The sequence below is a fragment of the Bradyrhizobium genomosp. III genome, assembly GCF_000261705.1.
GTDB lineage: Bacteria > Pseudomonadota > Alphaproteobacteria > Rhizobiales > Xanthobacteraceae > Bradyrhizobium > Bradyrhizobium ottawaense.
In genome coordinates, this window is record NZ_AJQF01000400.1 from 17,671 (window position 1) to 34,787 (window position 17,117).

Genomic DNA, 17,117 nt, shown 5'->3' on the forward strand with positions numbered 1-17,117 from the left:
TTCTGGAAATGCCAGGGACGTAGGGTAGCCGGGGGGCTAGATCAACTATGGAAATGCAAGTTGCTGCCGAATTCATCTCCCATAAGGAGACGGTCTTCGGCGTCGCGATAGTGTTGGTCCTGTGGGCCCTCGCATCGGGCGTGTCGCTTTCGCGCGGTACGAAGCGATTGATTGGGGCGCTTGGCGCTGCAAGAAGCGCGATCGAAGAGACCGTAACACCTATAGAGTTCGCTGAAAACTATGAGGTTATCTCGCCTAAGATTGCCGTCGATTCGGTTCTGGGCTCTCGCTGGCGCGAGTACACTGAGTCTCTCATTTTGCCTTCGGAAAGTACTCGGCCAATACGCGCCACTACGCGTGCAGCGGCCTGGTTCGACGCAAGTCTTTTGCGGGTTCCAGCTATTGGAGTCGATGCAAGATATCATGCGGCGCTTCCAAATCTTTTGGTTGGAGCTGGCCTGCTATTCACGTTTCTCGGCTTGGCTGCTGCGCTTGGGACGGCGGGGGGGATTATCGGAGGGGAAGATCAGGCAGGTAGAAATAGTGCCTTGAAGGTCCTACTCGATACAGCCTCGTTCAAGTTCATCACGTCACTCATCGGGTTGCTGCTCTCTATTTGGTACGCATTATTTCGCAAGGGCTGTTTGAAGCGAATTGAACGAGCGATCGACGGATTTTTGACGGTCCTCGAAACGAGGGTTCCTCTCCTAACTCCCGCCGCGCTACAGCAAGAAGCCAACGAGCTTCTCAAGCGCCAGTCGACCCAATTAGAGACTTTCTCGACCGATCTCGCCGTCAACTTGGGCGCAGCTTTTGATAGAGCGTTCAATGATCGGTTGGGCGAGCACATCGCGCCCCTGACAAGCGCCATGCAACGTCTTGCGGACAGCGTAGGCTCGAAAAATGAAGACGCGCTGAAAGCAATGCTGGACACATTCGTTCAACGCCTCCAAGGCGGAACCGGCGATCGGATGCAAGAGGTTGCAGAAAGCCTCGGTGGTCTAAGCTCACGGCTCGAAGGTCTTCAATCGGGCCTTGGAGACGCCGCCGTGCGAATGGCGCAATCCGCCGATGCGATGGCTAGTCGTATGGGCGACGGTGCTGAAGCCGCGCTTTCGCGGATTACGGACCAGATTGGCGGACTAGCCGATGGACTAAGGAATATCGTCGATCAAACGAGTGCGGCAGGGGCAAATGCCGGCCGCGATATGTCGGAACGAATCGAAGCAGCCGCTAAAATGTTCGAGCAGGCGGCTCGAGATGTTTCCGAGAGCCTAACTGCCGCTGCCGTAGGGATGGAAGCGAATATCGGGGAACAGGCAACACAAAGTTCGGCGCGACTCGCCACGCAGCTTGAAGCAGTTGTCGATGAACTGCGCTTGCTCGCTGAGAATAGCCGAGCGACAGGCACGGAGGCATTGACCGCTTTGGCAGAGCGTATTGGAGCCGCTGCGGCTACGTTCGAGTCGACCGCTTCAAGGGTCGCTGGCGAGCTTGGCGATGCCGCTACCAACACAAGCAAGACGTGGGAGCGAGAGGCCGAGCAATCGGCTCTCCGCATCGTGAGCGCGTCAGAAAGTCTGGCGAGCCGTGTCTCTGAAATTAGCGCGGCCACTGACGCCATGGTCGGCAAAATGACCGATCTGCAGCGCGCGACGCAAGAGGCCGTAACTCCGTTGGCCGCGACAGCAAACGAGATGAAACTCGCGGGGGAAGCCGCGAAGAGTGCTGCTGAGCCGTTGAACCAGGTCGCGCAAATTATCGGTAGGTCGGTGGATCAAATTGCGGGCGTAGCCCAAAGACTCGATGCCACGCACGCGGCCGCCGGGCGCCTCATTGAAGGTTTGGCGGCCGCGGCTCAGCGGTTTGAAGGCGTTGATCAAGAACTCTCGAAGACACTCGTTGCTTTACAAAATGGGCTGCAGGGTTTCACGCGTGAGGTCCAGGAATTTGTGATTGGAACCGACGAAAACCTTGCAAAGGCAGCAACTCAACTTGGAAATCTGGTGAAGGGCCTGCAGGACACGCTGGAAGACTTCGATCCCATCGGCAGCAGATTGAGGGCCTGATTATGCTCGGTCCTGGCGTGGTTGAGGCTCGAGTGGCAGAGTTTGGAGCATTCAAGTGGCGGTGATGGATACAGCCGACGAAGGCGGCGGAGAAGGCTATTTCGCGTCCGTCAGCGACATGATGGTGGGCATCCTTTTTATCTTCCTGCTCTTGCTAACTGTCTTTGCATTAAACTTCCGAGACGCTGAACAAGAACAAAAAGCTAAACTGGTCGATCTTATTGAGGCGGAGAAACGCGCGACGGCGGAGAAGAATCGCGCCAATGAGGCCGAACAGAACGCGCGTCGCGAAGCAGCACTCGCCGCAGCCAGCAAAGCCGAAAACGCCAGATTCAGATCTTTGTTATTTGATGCTGTTGCGCAACTGGAGAAGGACATAAAAGATCGCGAGGCAGCTCGCGGCCAATTGCTGGTCTCACTGCAGCAGTCTCTTAGTAATAGAGGAGTTTCGGTTTCGATTGACCCGACCTCTGGCATTCTGCGCCTTCCAGAAGATCTTCTTTTTAGGACGGGAGATTCAACAATCGAAAAGGAAAACTTGCCGAAGTTGCAAACGCTTGCAGCGGTATTGGCGAGCACCTTACCCTGCTACGTTCATGGGGGAGATGCCTCAGGATGCGGCAACTCCGTAGCGCCAATCCTAGAGACTGTCTTGGTGGAAGGACACACGGATCGACAGGCATACAAAAGTACTGTTCCCACATCCGCTATACCAGCCCCGACTGGGGGCTCGCTCCCCGCTACGCCGGTGCCGCCGCCGGCTCGAGTCGTCGTTGCGAAAGATTCCGAACTCCGAAACGATAGATTGTCGACGGATAGAGCTCTGAATGTATTTAAGGAGCTTAGGCAGGCTCAGCCATCATTGGATACCCTACGAAATTCTGACAAACAGCCGCTGTTGGGCTTTTCGGGCTATGGGCAACGTCGCCCGCTGCCAGATGCTTTGGGATCATCGCAGGCCGAATTCAAAAAAAATCGCCGCATCGATCTTCGGTTCGTCCTTTCTTCCCGCACCTCTGACGAATTGATGCGGCTACGCGAGCAGATTCAACAAGCGTTGAGCGGCCAATGACACACGCTTTGCAGGCTATCGATAGGCTGAACGCGTTCGCGAAGCTTCTTCCGCGAGCCTCTTCAAGGCTTCCGGCAAAATCGGAGAGCGCAAAAGCGGTTGAAGCACTTAAAGCGTCTGATTCCGTGATCGCACTCCCAGCGGATGCGGTTTTGGATATCGTTCGCAGTCGCCTTGTCAACGCCTCTTCCGGAGGCGCAAGTCAATTTCTGCAGAGTGATTTGCGTACTTCGGTGTGGCTCCTTTGGACTGAAAAGGAGCCTCTTGCAGATCTTCCTGGCTTACTAGAAGCAGTCTGGGCGCAGGCCTACAGATCAAATGCGACGGCGCGCGCTTTGATTGAGGCGTGGCTTAGGGCGTTCGGGCGTGAGCATCCTAGTGTTAAGCGCACCGGAATGGCGATACGACAGCTATTGATTTTGCGGCCGGCCGCGCGTTTGCAATTTTGGCGAGACGCCGATCGAAGATTCGAGATATTTGATGCTGATGAAGGGCCGCAAAAGCTCGCTAACCGGCTAATATCAAGTTCAGAAACGGTCGATGCAGAATTGTCCGCGGCCGGTTTTCACGATCCGTTGCGCGCAGCCGGAAATTATATGCGCACCGTGCAGCACGAGGTAGTTACGAAGGCATCAAGCTTTCTGACCAGACCGGATGCTAATCGATCTCTGAAGCGTACCTTGGCGTTTCTGGCGTCAGAAGGGGCCCTTCGCTTTGCGGAGCCAAAATCTCGCGGTGCAATGGTGCGGGGCTTGTTACGGCCTTGGCTAGAGTCAGAAAGAGAACCAGAAGAATCAATTCGATCTCAGATCCAAGACTTTTTGCTAGAGCATCTCGATGATCCTCGCTTGAAGCCGCAGCGCTGGCAGGAAGCAGGGGAGCCAGCGATCAATCTAATGCGCCGGTGGCTCACTCGCGCGTCCCTAAGGGCATTTTTTAGCCTTATCTCTGATCACGCATTGGATACTCATTGGCGATATCGAGAAGCGTTCTGGTCCGCGTGCCTAGAGAAAGACTCGACCGTCGAGGCCTGGCTTGCGTTAGGAAGTCGGATCCACGCTTCTGCTCGCGCACTCGAGGATCTGAAACGAGCGTATGCTCGCCTGGATGGAGCGAGCGGCGATCAGGCCGTACTGCTGTTGCGAGTGAAGAATCTAGTATTTTGCGAATGGAGTCATAACGGAAAGCTGCGCGCTTGGCCGGCGGATTGGTCGAATGCGCCCCTTCTAGGACGCGCGAGATACACGCGGGCTGAATTGACCGGGAAATGCCTTCCTTTCCCACCTAATGCTAGGTTTGGCTCGAACGGTTCGGCTGACGGCATGGGTCTCAGTCACGTAGGATCTGACCGTAATCTTTGGCAGGGGAGTGCCGCTGAACTCCTTGCGCGGCGAGCACAGATAGTGCTTGCCCCGATCGACTGGCGGCCCTGATGAGCTACCGCTTCGATTATCAGGTGACACCCGCAGCGACTGAACTCCGCATGGGCAGTCCTGGCGGTATTCTTCCCACGGATTCATGGTCGATCGAAGCACCCGCGTCTCTATTGCCTGGCGTCGACCTAGCTCAGCGTCTCATTGCTACTGGCGCTGCGATATCGGAAGACGACACAGTCTTTATTGAGCACCGCGCGACTTCATCTCTGTCGGTTCGCGAAGCCAAGAGTTTAGGGCTGCCGCCGATTTCTGATGTGGCCGCTCACCTTGAAACGATAGGGATAATTGCCCGTCCGGAATTTCGCATCAAGCTGAGTTGGCGACGTGGAGGTCGGCAGCCAATAATAGGCGCCAAACGAACGGGTGCTTGGCTACGGATCGGCAATGACTGGCATCGTCTACCCGATGTGCTATTTGAAATTGCTGAAGGGGTGGATCGCCTGAATGGGCTCCCTGATGACGATTTAGGAGAGCGCCTTAAGGCGATCGCCTCGCTACGCGAGGTCCTTCCCGCAGCTATTTCATCGGCGTCGGTCGAGACGACTGGACTTATCGGCGAAATTACCATCGCGGTTGCAGACGCATTTTCATTGGATTTGGTAGGCAGCGGAAACGACGCTAAGCTCGAGCCCATCCTTCATCGAGCGGGCGGAAATCCCGAGGATTTGCTTTTGTCGGCTGACGAGCAAGTTGCTTTTGGCCGAGATCAGTTCAATCGATTTGGAACAGCTCGACCGGTTTACGCGCTGGGCAACGGCAAATACCTTGTTCTCTCCCCCCCGCTGCGGAAGGCGCTTGCGGAAGTCCGAAGGGTCCAATCTTCGCCAATCGCGACAAAGCGAGCCCTTCTAGCGTCTCCTCGGGCATTTCTGCGTGACGCGTGGGGGATGGATACTGACGAGACGCTTATTGAATCGGTATTCCGTGAGACTTCGAGCTATTCAGAAAGAGTCATTGGATTGGGGCTATGGCAGCCTCGTGTTCTTCCTTGGATAAAGTTAGGAACAACCAATTGGTTCGGCCCTGAAATCGATCGCGTTGGAGGTACACAGCGGCAGAACGCTTCAGAGAACGCAGCGGGGATAATCATCGGCGCAGAGACTATTGCTCTATCGGAGGACCAAGCCGATCAGCTGAAGACGCGTATCGAGAATGCCATCGGTGCAGATCAGAAGAACGTATCGATCGATATTGAGGGACGAACGATCGATGTCCCCGCTTCCTACGAAGCGCTTGCAGCGCTGGAAGGTCTAAAGAAGGCTCGATCGTCGCTTGATCCGCCAAATGATGTTATCTCAACTTCGGGAAAGGCTGCCAAGCCAGGTCCCGACAAAGAAGCTCTAGTTATCAAGCCGAACGAGCAAGAGATCCAGGTTGAAGGTAATTTTGCAAAAAGGTCTGCTCCTCCTCCCGGATTGCCGTCCGGCCTTGCCTCACGACTTAAGCATCATCAAGTTGAAGGCCTTGACTGGCTTCAGAAGGCGTGGGCCTCGGGTCGTCCGGGAGTTCTTCTCGCAGACGATATGGGCCTTGGAAAAACCTTTCAGAGTCTAGCGTTTCTCGCTTGGTTGCGTGATGGGATGGCATCGGGTGCCATTGAGTGTGCGCCGATGCTGGTCGTGGCGCCTACGGGACTTCTTGAGAACTGGCGAGCGGAACACGATCGTCACCTTTCGGCGCCTGGTCTTGGTCATTGTGTTCAAGCCTACGGACGAGCGCTTGCGGGTATCCGCAAGGTTTCATCTGACGGGCGTCCTAGCGTCGATCTAGAAGCGCTTCGAAAAGCTGATTGGGTGCTCACAACCTATGAAACACTGCGAGACTACGATCGGGATTTCGGCCAAGTGCGATTTTCGGTATTGCTATTAGACGAAGCTCAAAAGATAAAAACGCCCGGAGTTCGAGTCACGGACGCTGCGAAAGCTATGAACGCAGAGTTCCGGCTTGCCATGACTGGAACACCAGTCGAAAACCGTTTGGCTGATCTCTGGTGCATTACTGACGCTGTCCACCCAGCGTGCCTAGGTGACCTGAAGACCTTTAGTGCGTCGTATGAGAAAGATCCTGATCTCGAGCGCCTCCGGCTCTTAAAATCATCCCTTGATGTTTGGCATGGCGGCAGGGCGCCCCTTTTGCTGCGTCGTCTCAAGGAAGATAAGCTGAGCGATTTGCCGCGACCGGTACAACGAGTGTCCGAGGCGGTCATGTCTGGCGCGCAATTAGTTCAATACGAAGCGACTCTCGAAGATGCACGCAAAATTAACAAACCTGGAGCGGTTCTAGAGATACTTCAGCGTATGAGGGCCATATCGCTTCATCCGGACGGAAATGCGTTGATGTCGGATAGCGACTTCATCGCCGCTTCCGCAAGAATGCGAATCGCATTCGATGCGCTCGATTCGATTGCTTCGCGTCGCGAGCGGGTATTGGTGTTTTTGGACGACCTAGATCTACAGGCCCGCATAGCGGGGATTGTCCAGCGGCGATACGGCATGGCTGCTCCGCCGATGATTATCAACGGTAGCGTCGCTGGCGCCACTCGGCAGGCGCGAGTTGATCGTTTCCAGGTTGGCCCGGAAGAGTTCGACGCGATGATCCTTTCGCCGCGTGCCGGCGGGGTAGGGTTGACGCTTACCCACGCCAATCACGTAATTCACTTGTCTCGGTGGTGGAATCCGGCGGTAGAAGACCAATGCACCGGTCGAGTTGTGCGTATTGGTCAAACGCGCGATGTAGAGGTTCACGTTCCTATTTCGTTATTGCCGCAGGGCAGGGCTTCGTTCGATCAGAACTTACATGCGCTTTTGGAGCGGAAGCGTCGCTTAATGAGGGATGCACTCCTGCCGCCAAACGCCACGGATGCCGATCGGAACGAGCTTTTCCAGGCGACTGTCAATTAGCAGCATGCCTATGCACTCTTCTTCGGAAAATTGAGAGGCTGGGATGTTGGAGGAAGAGTTCAATGATCTTTCCCGCTTGGATGACGGGCAGCTCGCTGAAATTTTTCAGCAAAGACGTGACGATCCACTGTTTCTCGACGCGCTAAACGAGGTGCTTAAGCAGAGAGACAGCGACGAAGCCATCGATCTGCAAATCGAGGTTGTTAAGGCCCGCCGCGCGGTTCCGCGTCCGGCGGTGCCGGGCGAGAGCAGCGTTGGGCAGCAGTCGAGCCCCATTAGCGATTGGCTGCGTGTTTTTCTAACCGCGAGGAACCTTATGCGTCCGGATGGACGCCCACTCTACCGCTATCGGATGGTAGACGCTGAGTACGAACAGGCGAAGACGATCTTGCGCCGTCTGGTCGGGTCGGGTCGTTTCGCTGATCCAGATCGTCACGCAAGCGCGATCTTCGTATCCTTTGGCGCCGAATGGTTCAGGCGCGAGTCGGCCTCGACGTTTCTTAGGTGGGACGATCTTGCTCCCGACCTTTTCCCCTCGGTCCCCTATTCAAGCAAACGGCAGTTGACCCTCTTGGGCTTAAACTACTGGGGCCGCGCACTCCGGAGGAGCGCGAATGCCCGGGAGTTCCTTTTGACGTTAGCGCTCGAAGGTGGCTTTCCGGTCCGAATCTTGGCGGAAGGCGCGCGCGGTTGGTTGAAGGACTATCTGTGCTCTGTCATGCGCCGGGCGATCGCCTGGCGGGTCGACGCACGGGACGAAATACTTGCCATCGCGGAGGAAGAACGCGGACGGATGCGCAAGAGCTATCAACATGACGATTTTGTCGCGTTGTGCTCTGAACTAGTCGAGAGTCTCCTCCATCTGCGGCGAAAAGCCGAGGCCGAGAGCGCCAACGGAATCCGCAACTCGGCGTTGCTCGATGCCAAACATCCGGGCTGGCAAGACGAACTGCCGATCTATGTGCCGGCCGAGGATGAAGCCCTCGTCACGGAACTGCTGACCGGACTGCTCGACGAGAAGTTGACCGGTTTGTCCACTGTGGGGGTAGAGGCTAGGCGATATCTGGTAAACAGAAACGGTCAATGGCTGCCAGCCGCGCAATTGCTTGCCGACGGCGAAATTCCGGCTTCGAAACTGCCCGGGTTGTCGGCCCTGGGGCGGGCTCGCGCGATTCCGACCGGTGAACTAGCCAATCACCTGACCGGCGACTTGGCTCTGCTCGAAGCTCCAATCGGCGAGCAACGGCACTGGCGCGTGCGGCCATTCATGCGAACCTCTAAGCTGCTGACTGATTTTCGTTTCACTTCGCCGGTCACTACGACACTCACCTCTCCGGACGGCGTTCCCCTTCCTTGGACGTGGCCCCGTGGAGAAGCCCTGCGATCGGACGTGCTCGTCTTTCAGCAAGACGAGGGCTCGACACCGAAGGAGCCGCTGCTCCGTTTCCTTCGGGCGGGGTCAGTGAGTTCTCCAGCCAAGACCCTTTACGCGCTTGTTCCGGACGATTGGACGGTCGAACCCACAACGGAGAGCGCTATCGTCGAGATTGAGAGCCTTCCCGGCCTTGCCCGGAAACTTGTCCGACTGGCCGAGGCCGCCTACTTCCGTAGCCGCGAAGCTGACTCGGTCCGCTTCAAAGTCGAACCCGACGCGGATGGGCGTGAGCGGGAACTTGAGTTCGGGAGTATGCTAGACGCGGGCATTGTTCTGGCCGACGAGCGGTGGGAGTTGGTTGGAGCACCTGTCCGGCCGCTGATCCGGGAGGCTGGAAAGCAGGCACGGGTCCCAAGCATTGGCGAGCTATTTGTTCGCCGCCCGGGAGGAAAATGGAGCCCGTTCTCCGGGTCTCTAAGTGGCGCCGGCCTGATCGAGCTTTCGTGGCGCGACCCGGCAGTCAATGTTCAGATCGAAAAGCGCCTGCTCGCGCTTGTGCCGAACGGCGCGCGCGTCAGTGGAACGATGAATGACGCGCTCAGTGGAAAAATCCGCCTTGAAGGGCTGCCCGGATGGTCCGCGTCGGTCCGCGAGAGCTCCTGCTCGGTCGATTTGGCGGACACCGATACTCTCTCGGTTCGATTCACGGGCCGTCCGGTCTATCGCCTTCCAATGAGTCTCCGCCCTCCGGCGGGGCAGCCCTTCGACGTTATAATTCCATTAGTCGGCCGTGATGCCGTGGTCGCGCTGGCGAACGGTTCGATTCTCGCGCCCGGTGCTCAGCTCGATGTCGGTGCGTTGCGAGGCGCGGTCGCTGCATCGCCTCGTAGAACGTACGTTCATCTGGGAGTGAAAGGCTCGAGGTCGGGCGGGCTAAACGTGGTCGTAGATGGCGAACTCCCGCTCGGAATCCTGCGAAGCGCCATCGACGAAACGCTCGCAACCCTGCCAAACCAAGACGATGTAGTAGAGTTTGATTTTATCGGCGACACGCGACGCCCCATTCATATCAGCCGCTATCGCCATGATAAGCTCACAATCGATCTCGGCATGGTGCGCTGGTCCACCCAGTCAGAATCGTCTGGCGCCTCTCCCGTGGTGAGAATGGTTCTTGATCCGCGGCACGAGCACGCGCTGGAGCCAGAAGCACACGGGCTCTGGCGAATCCCGGAGCGCTGCAAGGGCCTTTGCCTTGTCTATCTGCGGGACAGCGTGGACGTTGTTTCTCGACCAGTTCCCGTTTTGCAGCAGAGCGCTCCTGCCACCTATGCCGGGGATCTCGTTTCAGCGCTGGTTATTTCGGAGCACGAAGCGCGCCAGCGCGAAATCGCGAGAGCGCTCGTCAAACTGGGGCGAGGCGAAGGCCAAAACGGCGATCTCAACTGGTTGCTCGACGCCGCCACCAATCTGAACGGTCTTCCGGCAAGCGCTTTCGACGCACTGAAGCAGCTGCCGTCAAGCCCGCAAGTCCTGGTCCGCCTCCTGCTCAGCGCCCGCGATGCAGGTGAACGCGGTGCCATCTGGTCATTGCAAAATGAGTTGCCGTTCCTTTGGCTGGCGCTGCCGCTGTCCGCGTGGGAGATTGCCCTGCAGAGTGACTATGCGGCCGTTATAGGTGCGCTCGAAAACGTCTTCGGGAAGGAAAAGGCCGCCAGTGAGGCACTGGCGCGACTCGCTGGCATCCGAGACGAGTTGATCGCACTGGAGCCGGCACTCGAAACGACCTTCGGCCTTGTCGGGCTGCCTGCCATGCGTGCAACCGCCATACCCTCGCTTCGGGATCTGACAAGCGGCTATATCGCGGGTCAGTATCACCGTGGCGGTGAGACGCCGAACGATCTCGCGACCCGCCTCACTTCGGTCGGTCTGAAACTTCCAGCGGAAATTGAAACGAAATCGCATACCGACTTTGCCGGCCTTTTTGCACCCGTCCTGCTCGCCGCGAGCGCTCAAAAAAAACTGGTACTCGAACGCGATCTGGCGCTGCTCGCACGTCGCGCGCTCCGGGAGGACCCGGTTTATGTTGCGGCTGCGTGGTGTCATCTTCTGAAGTTCTATGGTTCTGCTTGAAGTGAGGCTGCGAGTGATATGACGCCTTTTGATGTTTTGAACGAGGTGAAACGCCGCACGGCGGAGGCTGTCATTGCGCAGTCGGGGCTGTCGCATGAAGGGCTACGGACGCATTTGCGCGAGCTACTGGGCGGCAATAATCCGTCGAACGGCGCGTTGCTGCAGGAACCCGTGCTCGAAGGTGCTCACCCATTCGTCACAGCCGACGACACGATGGCAGCGCTGGCGGGGCCCCTGCTGCACCCCGATCTGGTGACGGCTTTGGATAAACTCGGCGACGACCATGAGTATCGCTTCCCGCGTAGCCGCAAACCATTCCGCCATCAGGCAGATACCTGGCGGCTGCTTGCAGAGCGAGAGCCCCAATCTGTGCTGGTGACCTCCGGAACTGGTTCAGGCAAGACCGAATGCTTCCTCTTTCCGATCCTAAGCGATCTGGCCGCTCAAGCACATGGGCAACGCGCGGCTCTCGAAGGGGTGCAGGCAATCATGCTTTACCCCCTCAACGCGCTCATCGAGAGCCAGCGCGAACGACTCTCAGCCTGGACGAAGCCCTTTGGCGGAAAGCTTCGCTACAGCCTTTACAATGGCGACCTGCCGCCAGCAGTTAAGGAGTCCGAGCGCCGGCGCACGCCGGAACAGGTCATCGATCGGGCGCAACTGCGCGCGAGTCCGCCGCCGCTCCTCGTCACAAACATCACCATGCTTGAATACATGCTAGTCCGCGCCGAGGATCAGCCGATCATCAACGCGTCCAGTGGCAAGCTCAAATGGATCGTCCTCGACGAGGCACATTCGCTGGTTGGTGCGGCGGCGGCCGAGATTGCGCTACTCTTGCGGCGTGTGCTGCTCGCCTTTGCTGTCAACCCGGAGGAGGTCCGGTTTGTGGCGACTTCTGCGACGATCGGGTCGGGTGGGAACGTAGGTCAGCAGCTGCAGAGCTTCTTGGCCGATGTCGCCGGCATCCCGGACAGCCGGGTACACGTGATCGAGGGCCGACGCCGGATGCCACGTCGTCCGGAGGGGCAGTCTAGCGGGTCCTCCGAGGACATTCGCAGCGCTGACCCGGCCCGACTTTATGACCTTCTTGGCCGAGATCCGAAGATCTGGCGACTCGTGGAGAGATTGTTCCACGGGAGCGTGCCGCTTGCCGATTTCGAGGAGGGCGCGCGCATTTATGGCATCAGTGCGCCGGACCTCGTCTTCGCGATGTCGCGCGCGGCACAGAAGACGGCTGACCAAGAGGAAGAGCGCCTTGCGCCGATCCGCCTTCATGCATTCGAGCGTGCCGTTGCTGGCATATGGAGCTGTATCAACCCGGAATGCGCGGCAAGTCCTTCGGACTGGCAGTTTGGGCGCGTCCTTTCCGAACGCGCTGACCGGTGCCCGTCCTGCGGCGCGCCAGTATTGGAGGTCGTCAGCTGTACCGAATGCGGCGAAGCCTATTTGGAAGGGATCGAGACAGGTCCGCGACTGTCGGCGCCCTTGCGCAATCCGCCGCGCGACGAGTTCGCTTTCGACAGCGCGCGCGAGAACGGCGCCGACGGAGCGGATGACGCCGAGGGCGAGGCGGTGCAAGAAGAGGAAGTGGTCCTCGTTCAAGATCGTCTATTCGCGGCAAATCCGACCGGAACCGCCCGCGGGTTCTGGCTTGACCGTAAGAACGAATGGCGGGTTGTCGACGGGCCAGCCGACGGTATTGTCTCCTTTCTCTGCGAGGAGCACAACGGTTCGCGCGCCTGCCCGCACTGCAGTCCGGAGGGGCGCATTTCCGAATTGATCAGACCACTTCGGTTTGGCGCGCCATTCATCCTTGGCAACGCTGCGCCGGTTCTCCTTGAGGGCGTGGAACCCGCGAAAGTGGAGGCGGGCGAGAAGCTGCCTTCCGGGGGCCGCCGGCTGCTCTCCTTCGCTGACAGCCGCCAGGGCACAGCCCGCATGGCGGCTAAGCTGCAGATCGAATCGGAGCGCAATTTCTTGCGCTCCTTTGTCTATCATCAGGTCCAGGCTTCAATGCGTCCCGCTCCAGGTTCCGATGAAGAACTTGCGAAAACGAAAACCGAGATCGAGCAGTTGGAAGCGGCCCTTGCAGCAACCCGGCTGCCGGCGTTGGAAGGTGTGCTCGCCGAGAAACGGCGCAAGCTGGCAACCCTCGCGTCGGGGAATACGGAGGGTATCACGTGGCTTGAGTTGGTGAGCCGTCTGGCTGAGCGGGTCGAGACCTCCGAGTGGATCAAAGGTGTTTGGCAGGCGCGCGATGAGCAACTATTCGCAGACGCGTCCAAGATCGCCGAATTCCTTCTGCTTCGGGAGTTTGCTCGCCGGCCGAGACGTGCGAATTCCGTCGAAACACTGGGTATCGCTCGCCTGCGAAACCCTTCGATTGATCGACTCACCGAAGCCCAGCTTCCTAATGGTTTCCGGGGTAGGGGAAGGACGATCGAGGATTGGCGTGCCTATGTTGACGCCGTGTTGACCTGGTACGTGCGGGCCAACGGGGCCATCTCCATTTCCTGGCAAATGCAGCATTGGGTATCCTCGAAGGCGAAATTGACATCGCTGGTTGGTCCGGACGCCCAGACTGATGGCGACAAGAGACTTCGCGCTTGGCCGAACGGATATTTCCGTGCCCAGCCGCGATCGCGGCCTGGAGCCCTCCTTGTTCAGGGCCTCGGACTCAACCTTGACGACGCGGCGGACAGGTCTGAGCTCGATGAGTACCTGCACACAGCTTGGACGCACGTTCAGCCGACCTTTTCCGCTGATCCAGAAAGGCGCGTCTTCGATTTTTCTAAGACGTTCATCGCACCCATCGTCAACGCGTTCTACTGCCCAGTTACTCGGCGGATTCTCGATTGCTCCCCTTTCAGCCTCACACCCTACGGGCTTGAGGAAAAAGCGGACGTGCGTCGGCGCTCCATTCCCGTCGCTATGCCGCGGCATCCGGCGCCAATGCTGGGACTTCAAGATGTAGAAGCGGCGCGGGAAGTCACGCGCGACTGGATCGAAACGGAGACCAACATTGCTAGTCTAAGGGCCAAAGGGGCCTGGACAAATATCTCCGACCGTATCGCCCTTTTCGCTGACTATGCGCGGTCAGCCGAGCATTCGGCGCAGCAGGAGAGTGGTCGACTGCGTCGTTACGAGCGGGAGTTCAAGGCCGGCAGGATCAACATTCTCAGCTGCTCGACCACCATGGAGATGGGCGTGGATATCGGTTCGGTGTCGTCGGTAATGATGACCAATGTGCCGCCGTCGATCGCCAACTATCGGCAGCGCGTCGGCCGCGCGGGCCGACGAGGTCAGGCGGTGGCTCTGGCTTTTACCTTCTGCAAGGACCGACCGCTCGACCGCGAGGCATTCCGCGATCCGCAAGGTTTCCTCTTGCGAACGCTCGCCGCTCCGAAGGTTACACTGAGCAGCCGCCCGATCGTGCAGCGCCACGTCAACGCCTTCCTACTCGGTAGCTTCATGCACGAACGCGCGGGTGACGTGCTCAAGATGCAGATCGGAGCTTTCCTCGGCTGTCCCGCCGATCCGAGCGAGCCCCGTCCACTTAAGGCGGATCGGCCAGTTGAGGCTTTCATCGAATGGCTTGAGAGGCCAGCAACACTGGCGGACCATACGGAAAGTCTGCAGCTGCTGACACAGCGTTCGATCCTGGAGGGCGATCAGACGCTGGTCGAGGATGCAAGGAATTCGATCCTTGGGCTCGCGAACGGCTTTGTCGCCGAATGGGAGGGGGTGTTGGCCCTTGCGAAGGATGAGGGACTACAAGAGGCGGGCAAATCCCGGATGGCAGTCGAACTCCGGCGGATGTGCGGGGAGTTCTTATTGGGCAGTTTTGCTGACCGGGGTTTTCTCCCTGGTCACGGTTTCCCCACCGATGTGGTTACTTTCTTACCGGGCAAAGAGTTCAAATCCGCTCAAGATACGGCTCAGGACGGCGTGCGCCAATTTCGGACGGTCGGCCCCCAACGGTCGCTCGATCTTGCCATCCGCGACTATGCCCCGGGATCTGAGGTCGTCCTCGACGGCCTCGTCCACAAGTGCGCTGGCGTGACGCTGAATTGGAAACGCCCGGCGAGCGAGGAGAATCTGGCTGAGATCCAAAGCTTGCGTCATTTCTGGCGTTGCGCGGAATGCGGCGCGACCGATACTAGACGCAGCGGTGGCCCCGACTTTTGCCGCGTCTGCGGCTCGGAGCAGCCGGACAGCGTCGAGTTCCTGCGCCCGGCCGGCTTTTCCGTTGACCCGCGGGAGCGCGCGCATGCCGAGACAGAGACACTTTCCTATGTTCCGCCGGAAGATCCGGTCGTCTCGGCGCGTGGCGCAACGTGGCGGAGCTTGCCGGCTCCCGAATTGGGGCGTTACCGCTGCAGCCGGGAAGGCCTCGTCTACTATTCAAACCGCGGCGGGCCAAGCGGCTTCGGCTATGCGGTATGTCTGCAATGCGGACGGGCAGAAGCCGATACGGACAATCGGGGGCTGGCGGCGCCACCGCCGGCGCTCGTGGACCACAAGCCGCTCCGTTATCGGAAAGGCCAAGACTTGTGTCCGGGTAACGACAAACCTTTTAGCATAAAGCGAAACATCTCGCTCGGCTTCGAGATCACCACCGATGTCTTCGAGCTTCAGTTGCAACACAGGCTTGGACGCGCGGGCGCCCACGCGTTGGTTATCGCACTGCGCGAGGCGCTCGCGCAAGAACTCGGCATCGAGGCTGACGAGATGGGCTTTGCCGTCGGCCAAAGCCGCAATGCGCTCGGCGCGCTAACCGTTTCCCTTTTCCTGTTCGACCGAGCGGCAGGTGGCGCCGGCTTCGCCGTGTCGTTCGAGCATCTGCTGCGGCCGGTAATCGGCCGCGCGGAGCAGATTCTTGATTGCGAGACTCCGGGCTGTGAGAAGGCCTGCGCAGCATGCGTGCTTACCTCGGATGCTCCTGACGGAAACAACGATCTTGATCGAACGGCTGCGCTTGATTTTCTGCGCGCGCATCTGGTCTTCCCCGAGGAGGTCGGCCGCGACGACTGTTTTACCGATGGCGCGGAATTGTCTCTTGCTCCGCTGGATGAGATAGACCGCGAACTTCGCCGCTCGGCCCGTTCCAGCTTGACTGTCTTTCTGCCCGATCGGAGCTCGCCTGCAGCTGCGCAGGAATGGCCGCTTGCGGCGCAACTTCTTCACTGGGCGATGCGCGGGCATCAGGTGAGACTGGCCATCGCCCCGGCCCAGATGGAGAAGCTGAGTCCTGCGGAGAAGCTCGCTGTTCGCGATTTCTCTCTACAGCACAGTATCGATCTTGTGGCGGCGGAGGCGCCAGTTTTCGGGAACGGCGCATGTGCGCTGGCGACGGTCGCTGGGGAAAACGATAGTTGCCACACCTGGGCGTCGCGCGAGGTAGAGCCGCGATTTCCCGGGCGTGGGTGGGGACGGCCAACCAGCTATCCGGTAGTCCGGGGAAGAGCGCGGGTTGCACAGCAATTCATTCGGGTCGACCTCGACCGGCTGCTTCCGCCTCCGGATGCTCAACTCATCCAGATCGGTTCCGAACTTGACTGCGACCTCGTTACCTTCGGCGCCCGCGCGTCCAAGATCATAATCGAGCTACTGACGAAGTGTGGTCGCTGGCCGGGAGCCGGTATCATGAAAGCGTCCTACCAAGACCCCTATGTTTCATCGCCGCTCGTGGCACGACTGCTGATCGACACGATAAGCCAGGTCTTCTTACAATCGGGTGCGCAAGATGCGGCCTTAATGGTCGAGACCCGTCCACCGCGGAGCAACCAGCGCGGCCAGCCTTGGCAGATCGGGCATGATTGGCTGGAGGCGGCTGATCAGAAAGAGGTAATCGAACAGTTCGGAAATCAGAGCAGCGTTCGCGTTTCCGTGCTCCACAAGGATGTGCCGCATGGCCGCTATCTCAGTATAGACTTTAAGGATGGAAGCCGAGCTGCGATCGTGCTGGACCAAGGGTTCGGCGCTTGGGCGCCGCCGCGAAATGTTTCTGTCCGGTACGATTTCCAAGCCGACATGGCCATTCAGGCAAAAAGGCTCGCAACCATCAACGCAGTTCTTCAACGCCGGGGGATCGGTAAGACCTATTTGGTCGCGACAACCGCCTGAGATCGAGCT

At 58.7% G+C, this 17,117-nt stretch carries 6 protein-coding genes; all 6 read left to right on the plus strand.

Annotated features, from left to right (window positions below; all coding sequences use genetic code 11):
• Positions 1–47 precede the first annotated feature (47 nt).
• A complete protein-coding gene (gene zorA, locus IC66_RS0132450; RefSeq protein WP_038950449.1) occupies positions 48–2,069 on the plus strand; it encodes an anti-phage ZorAB system protein ZorA in 2,022 nt (673 codons plus the stop codon).
• 64 nt (positions 2,070–2,133) lie between these two features.
• Complete coding sequence (locus IC66_RS0132455) at positions 2,134–3,141, plus strand: hypothetical protein (protein ID WP_038950450.1); 1,008 nt, start codon at positions 2,134–2,136, stop codon at positions 3,139–3,141.
• On the plus strand, positions 3,138–4,574 hold the full coding sequence (locus IC66_RS43795; protein ID WP_083859363.1) for an EH signature domain-containing protein: 1,437 nt from the start codon (positions 3,138–3,140) through the stop codon (positions 4,572–4,574). Before IC66_RS0132455 ends, IC66_RS43795 begins: the two co-directional genes overlap by 4 nt.
• Positions 4,574–7,477, plus strand: coding sequence for a DEAD/DEAH box helicase (locus tag IC66_RS43800; RefSeq protein WP_083859364.1), 2,904 nt, complete (start codon positions 4,574–4,576; stop codon positions 7,475–7,477). The genes IC66_RS43795 and IC66_RS43800 overlap by 1 nt, the downstream gene beginning before the upstream one ends.
• 43 nt (positions 7,478–7,520) lie before the next feature.
• A complete protein-coding gene (locus tag IC66_RS0132465) occupies positions 7,521–10,982 on the plus strand; it encodes an STY4851/ECs_5259 family protein (protein ID WP_038950452.1) in 3,462 nt (1,153 codons plus the stop codon).
• Positions 10,983–11,000: 18 nt separating this feature from the next.
• Complete coding sequence (locus IC66_RS0132470) at positions 11,001–17,108, plus strand: DEAD/DEAH box helicase (protein WP_038950453.1); 6,108 nt, start codon at positions 11,001–11,003, stop codon at positions 17,106–17,108.
• The last annotated feature ends 9 nt before the right edge of the window (positions 17,109–17,117 follow it).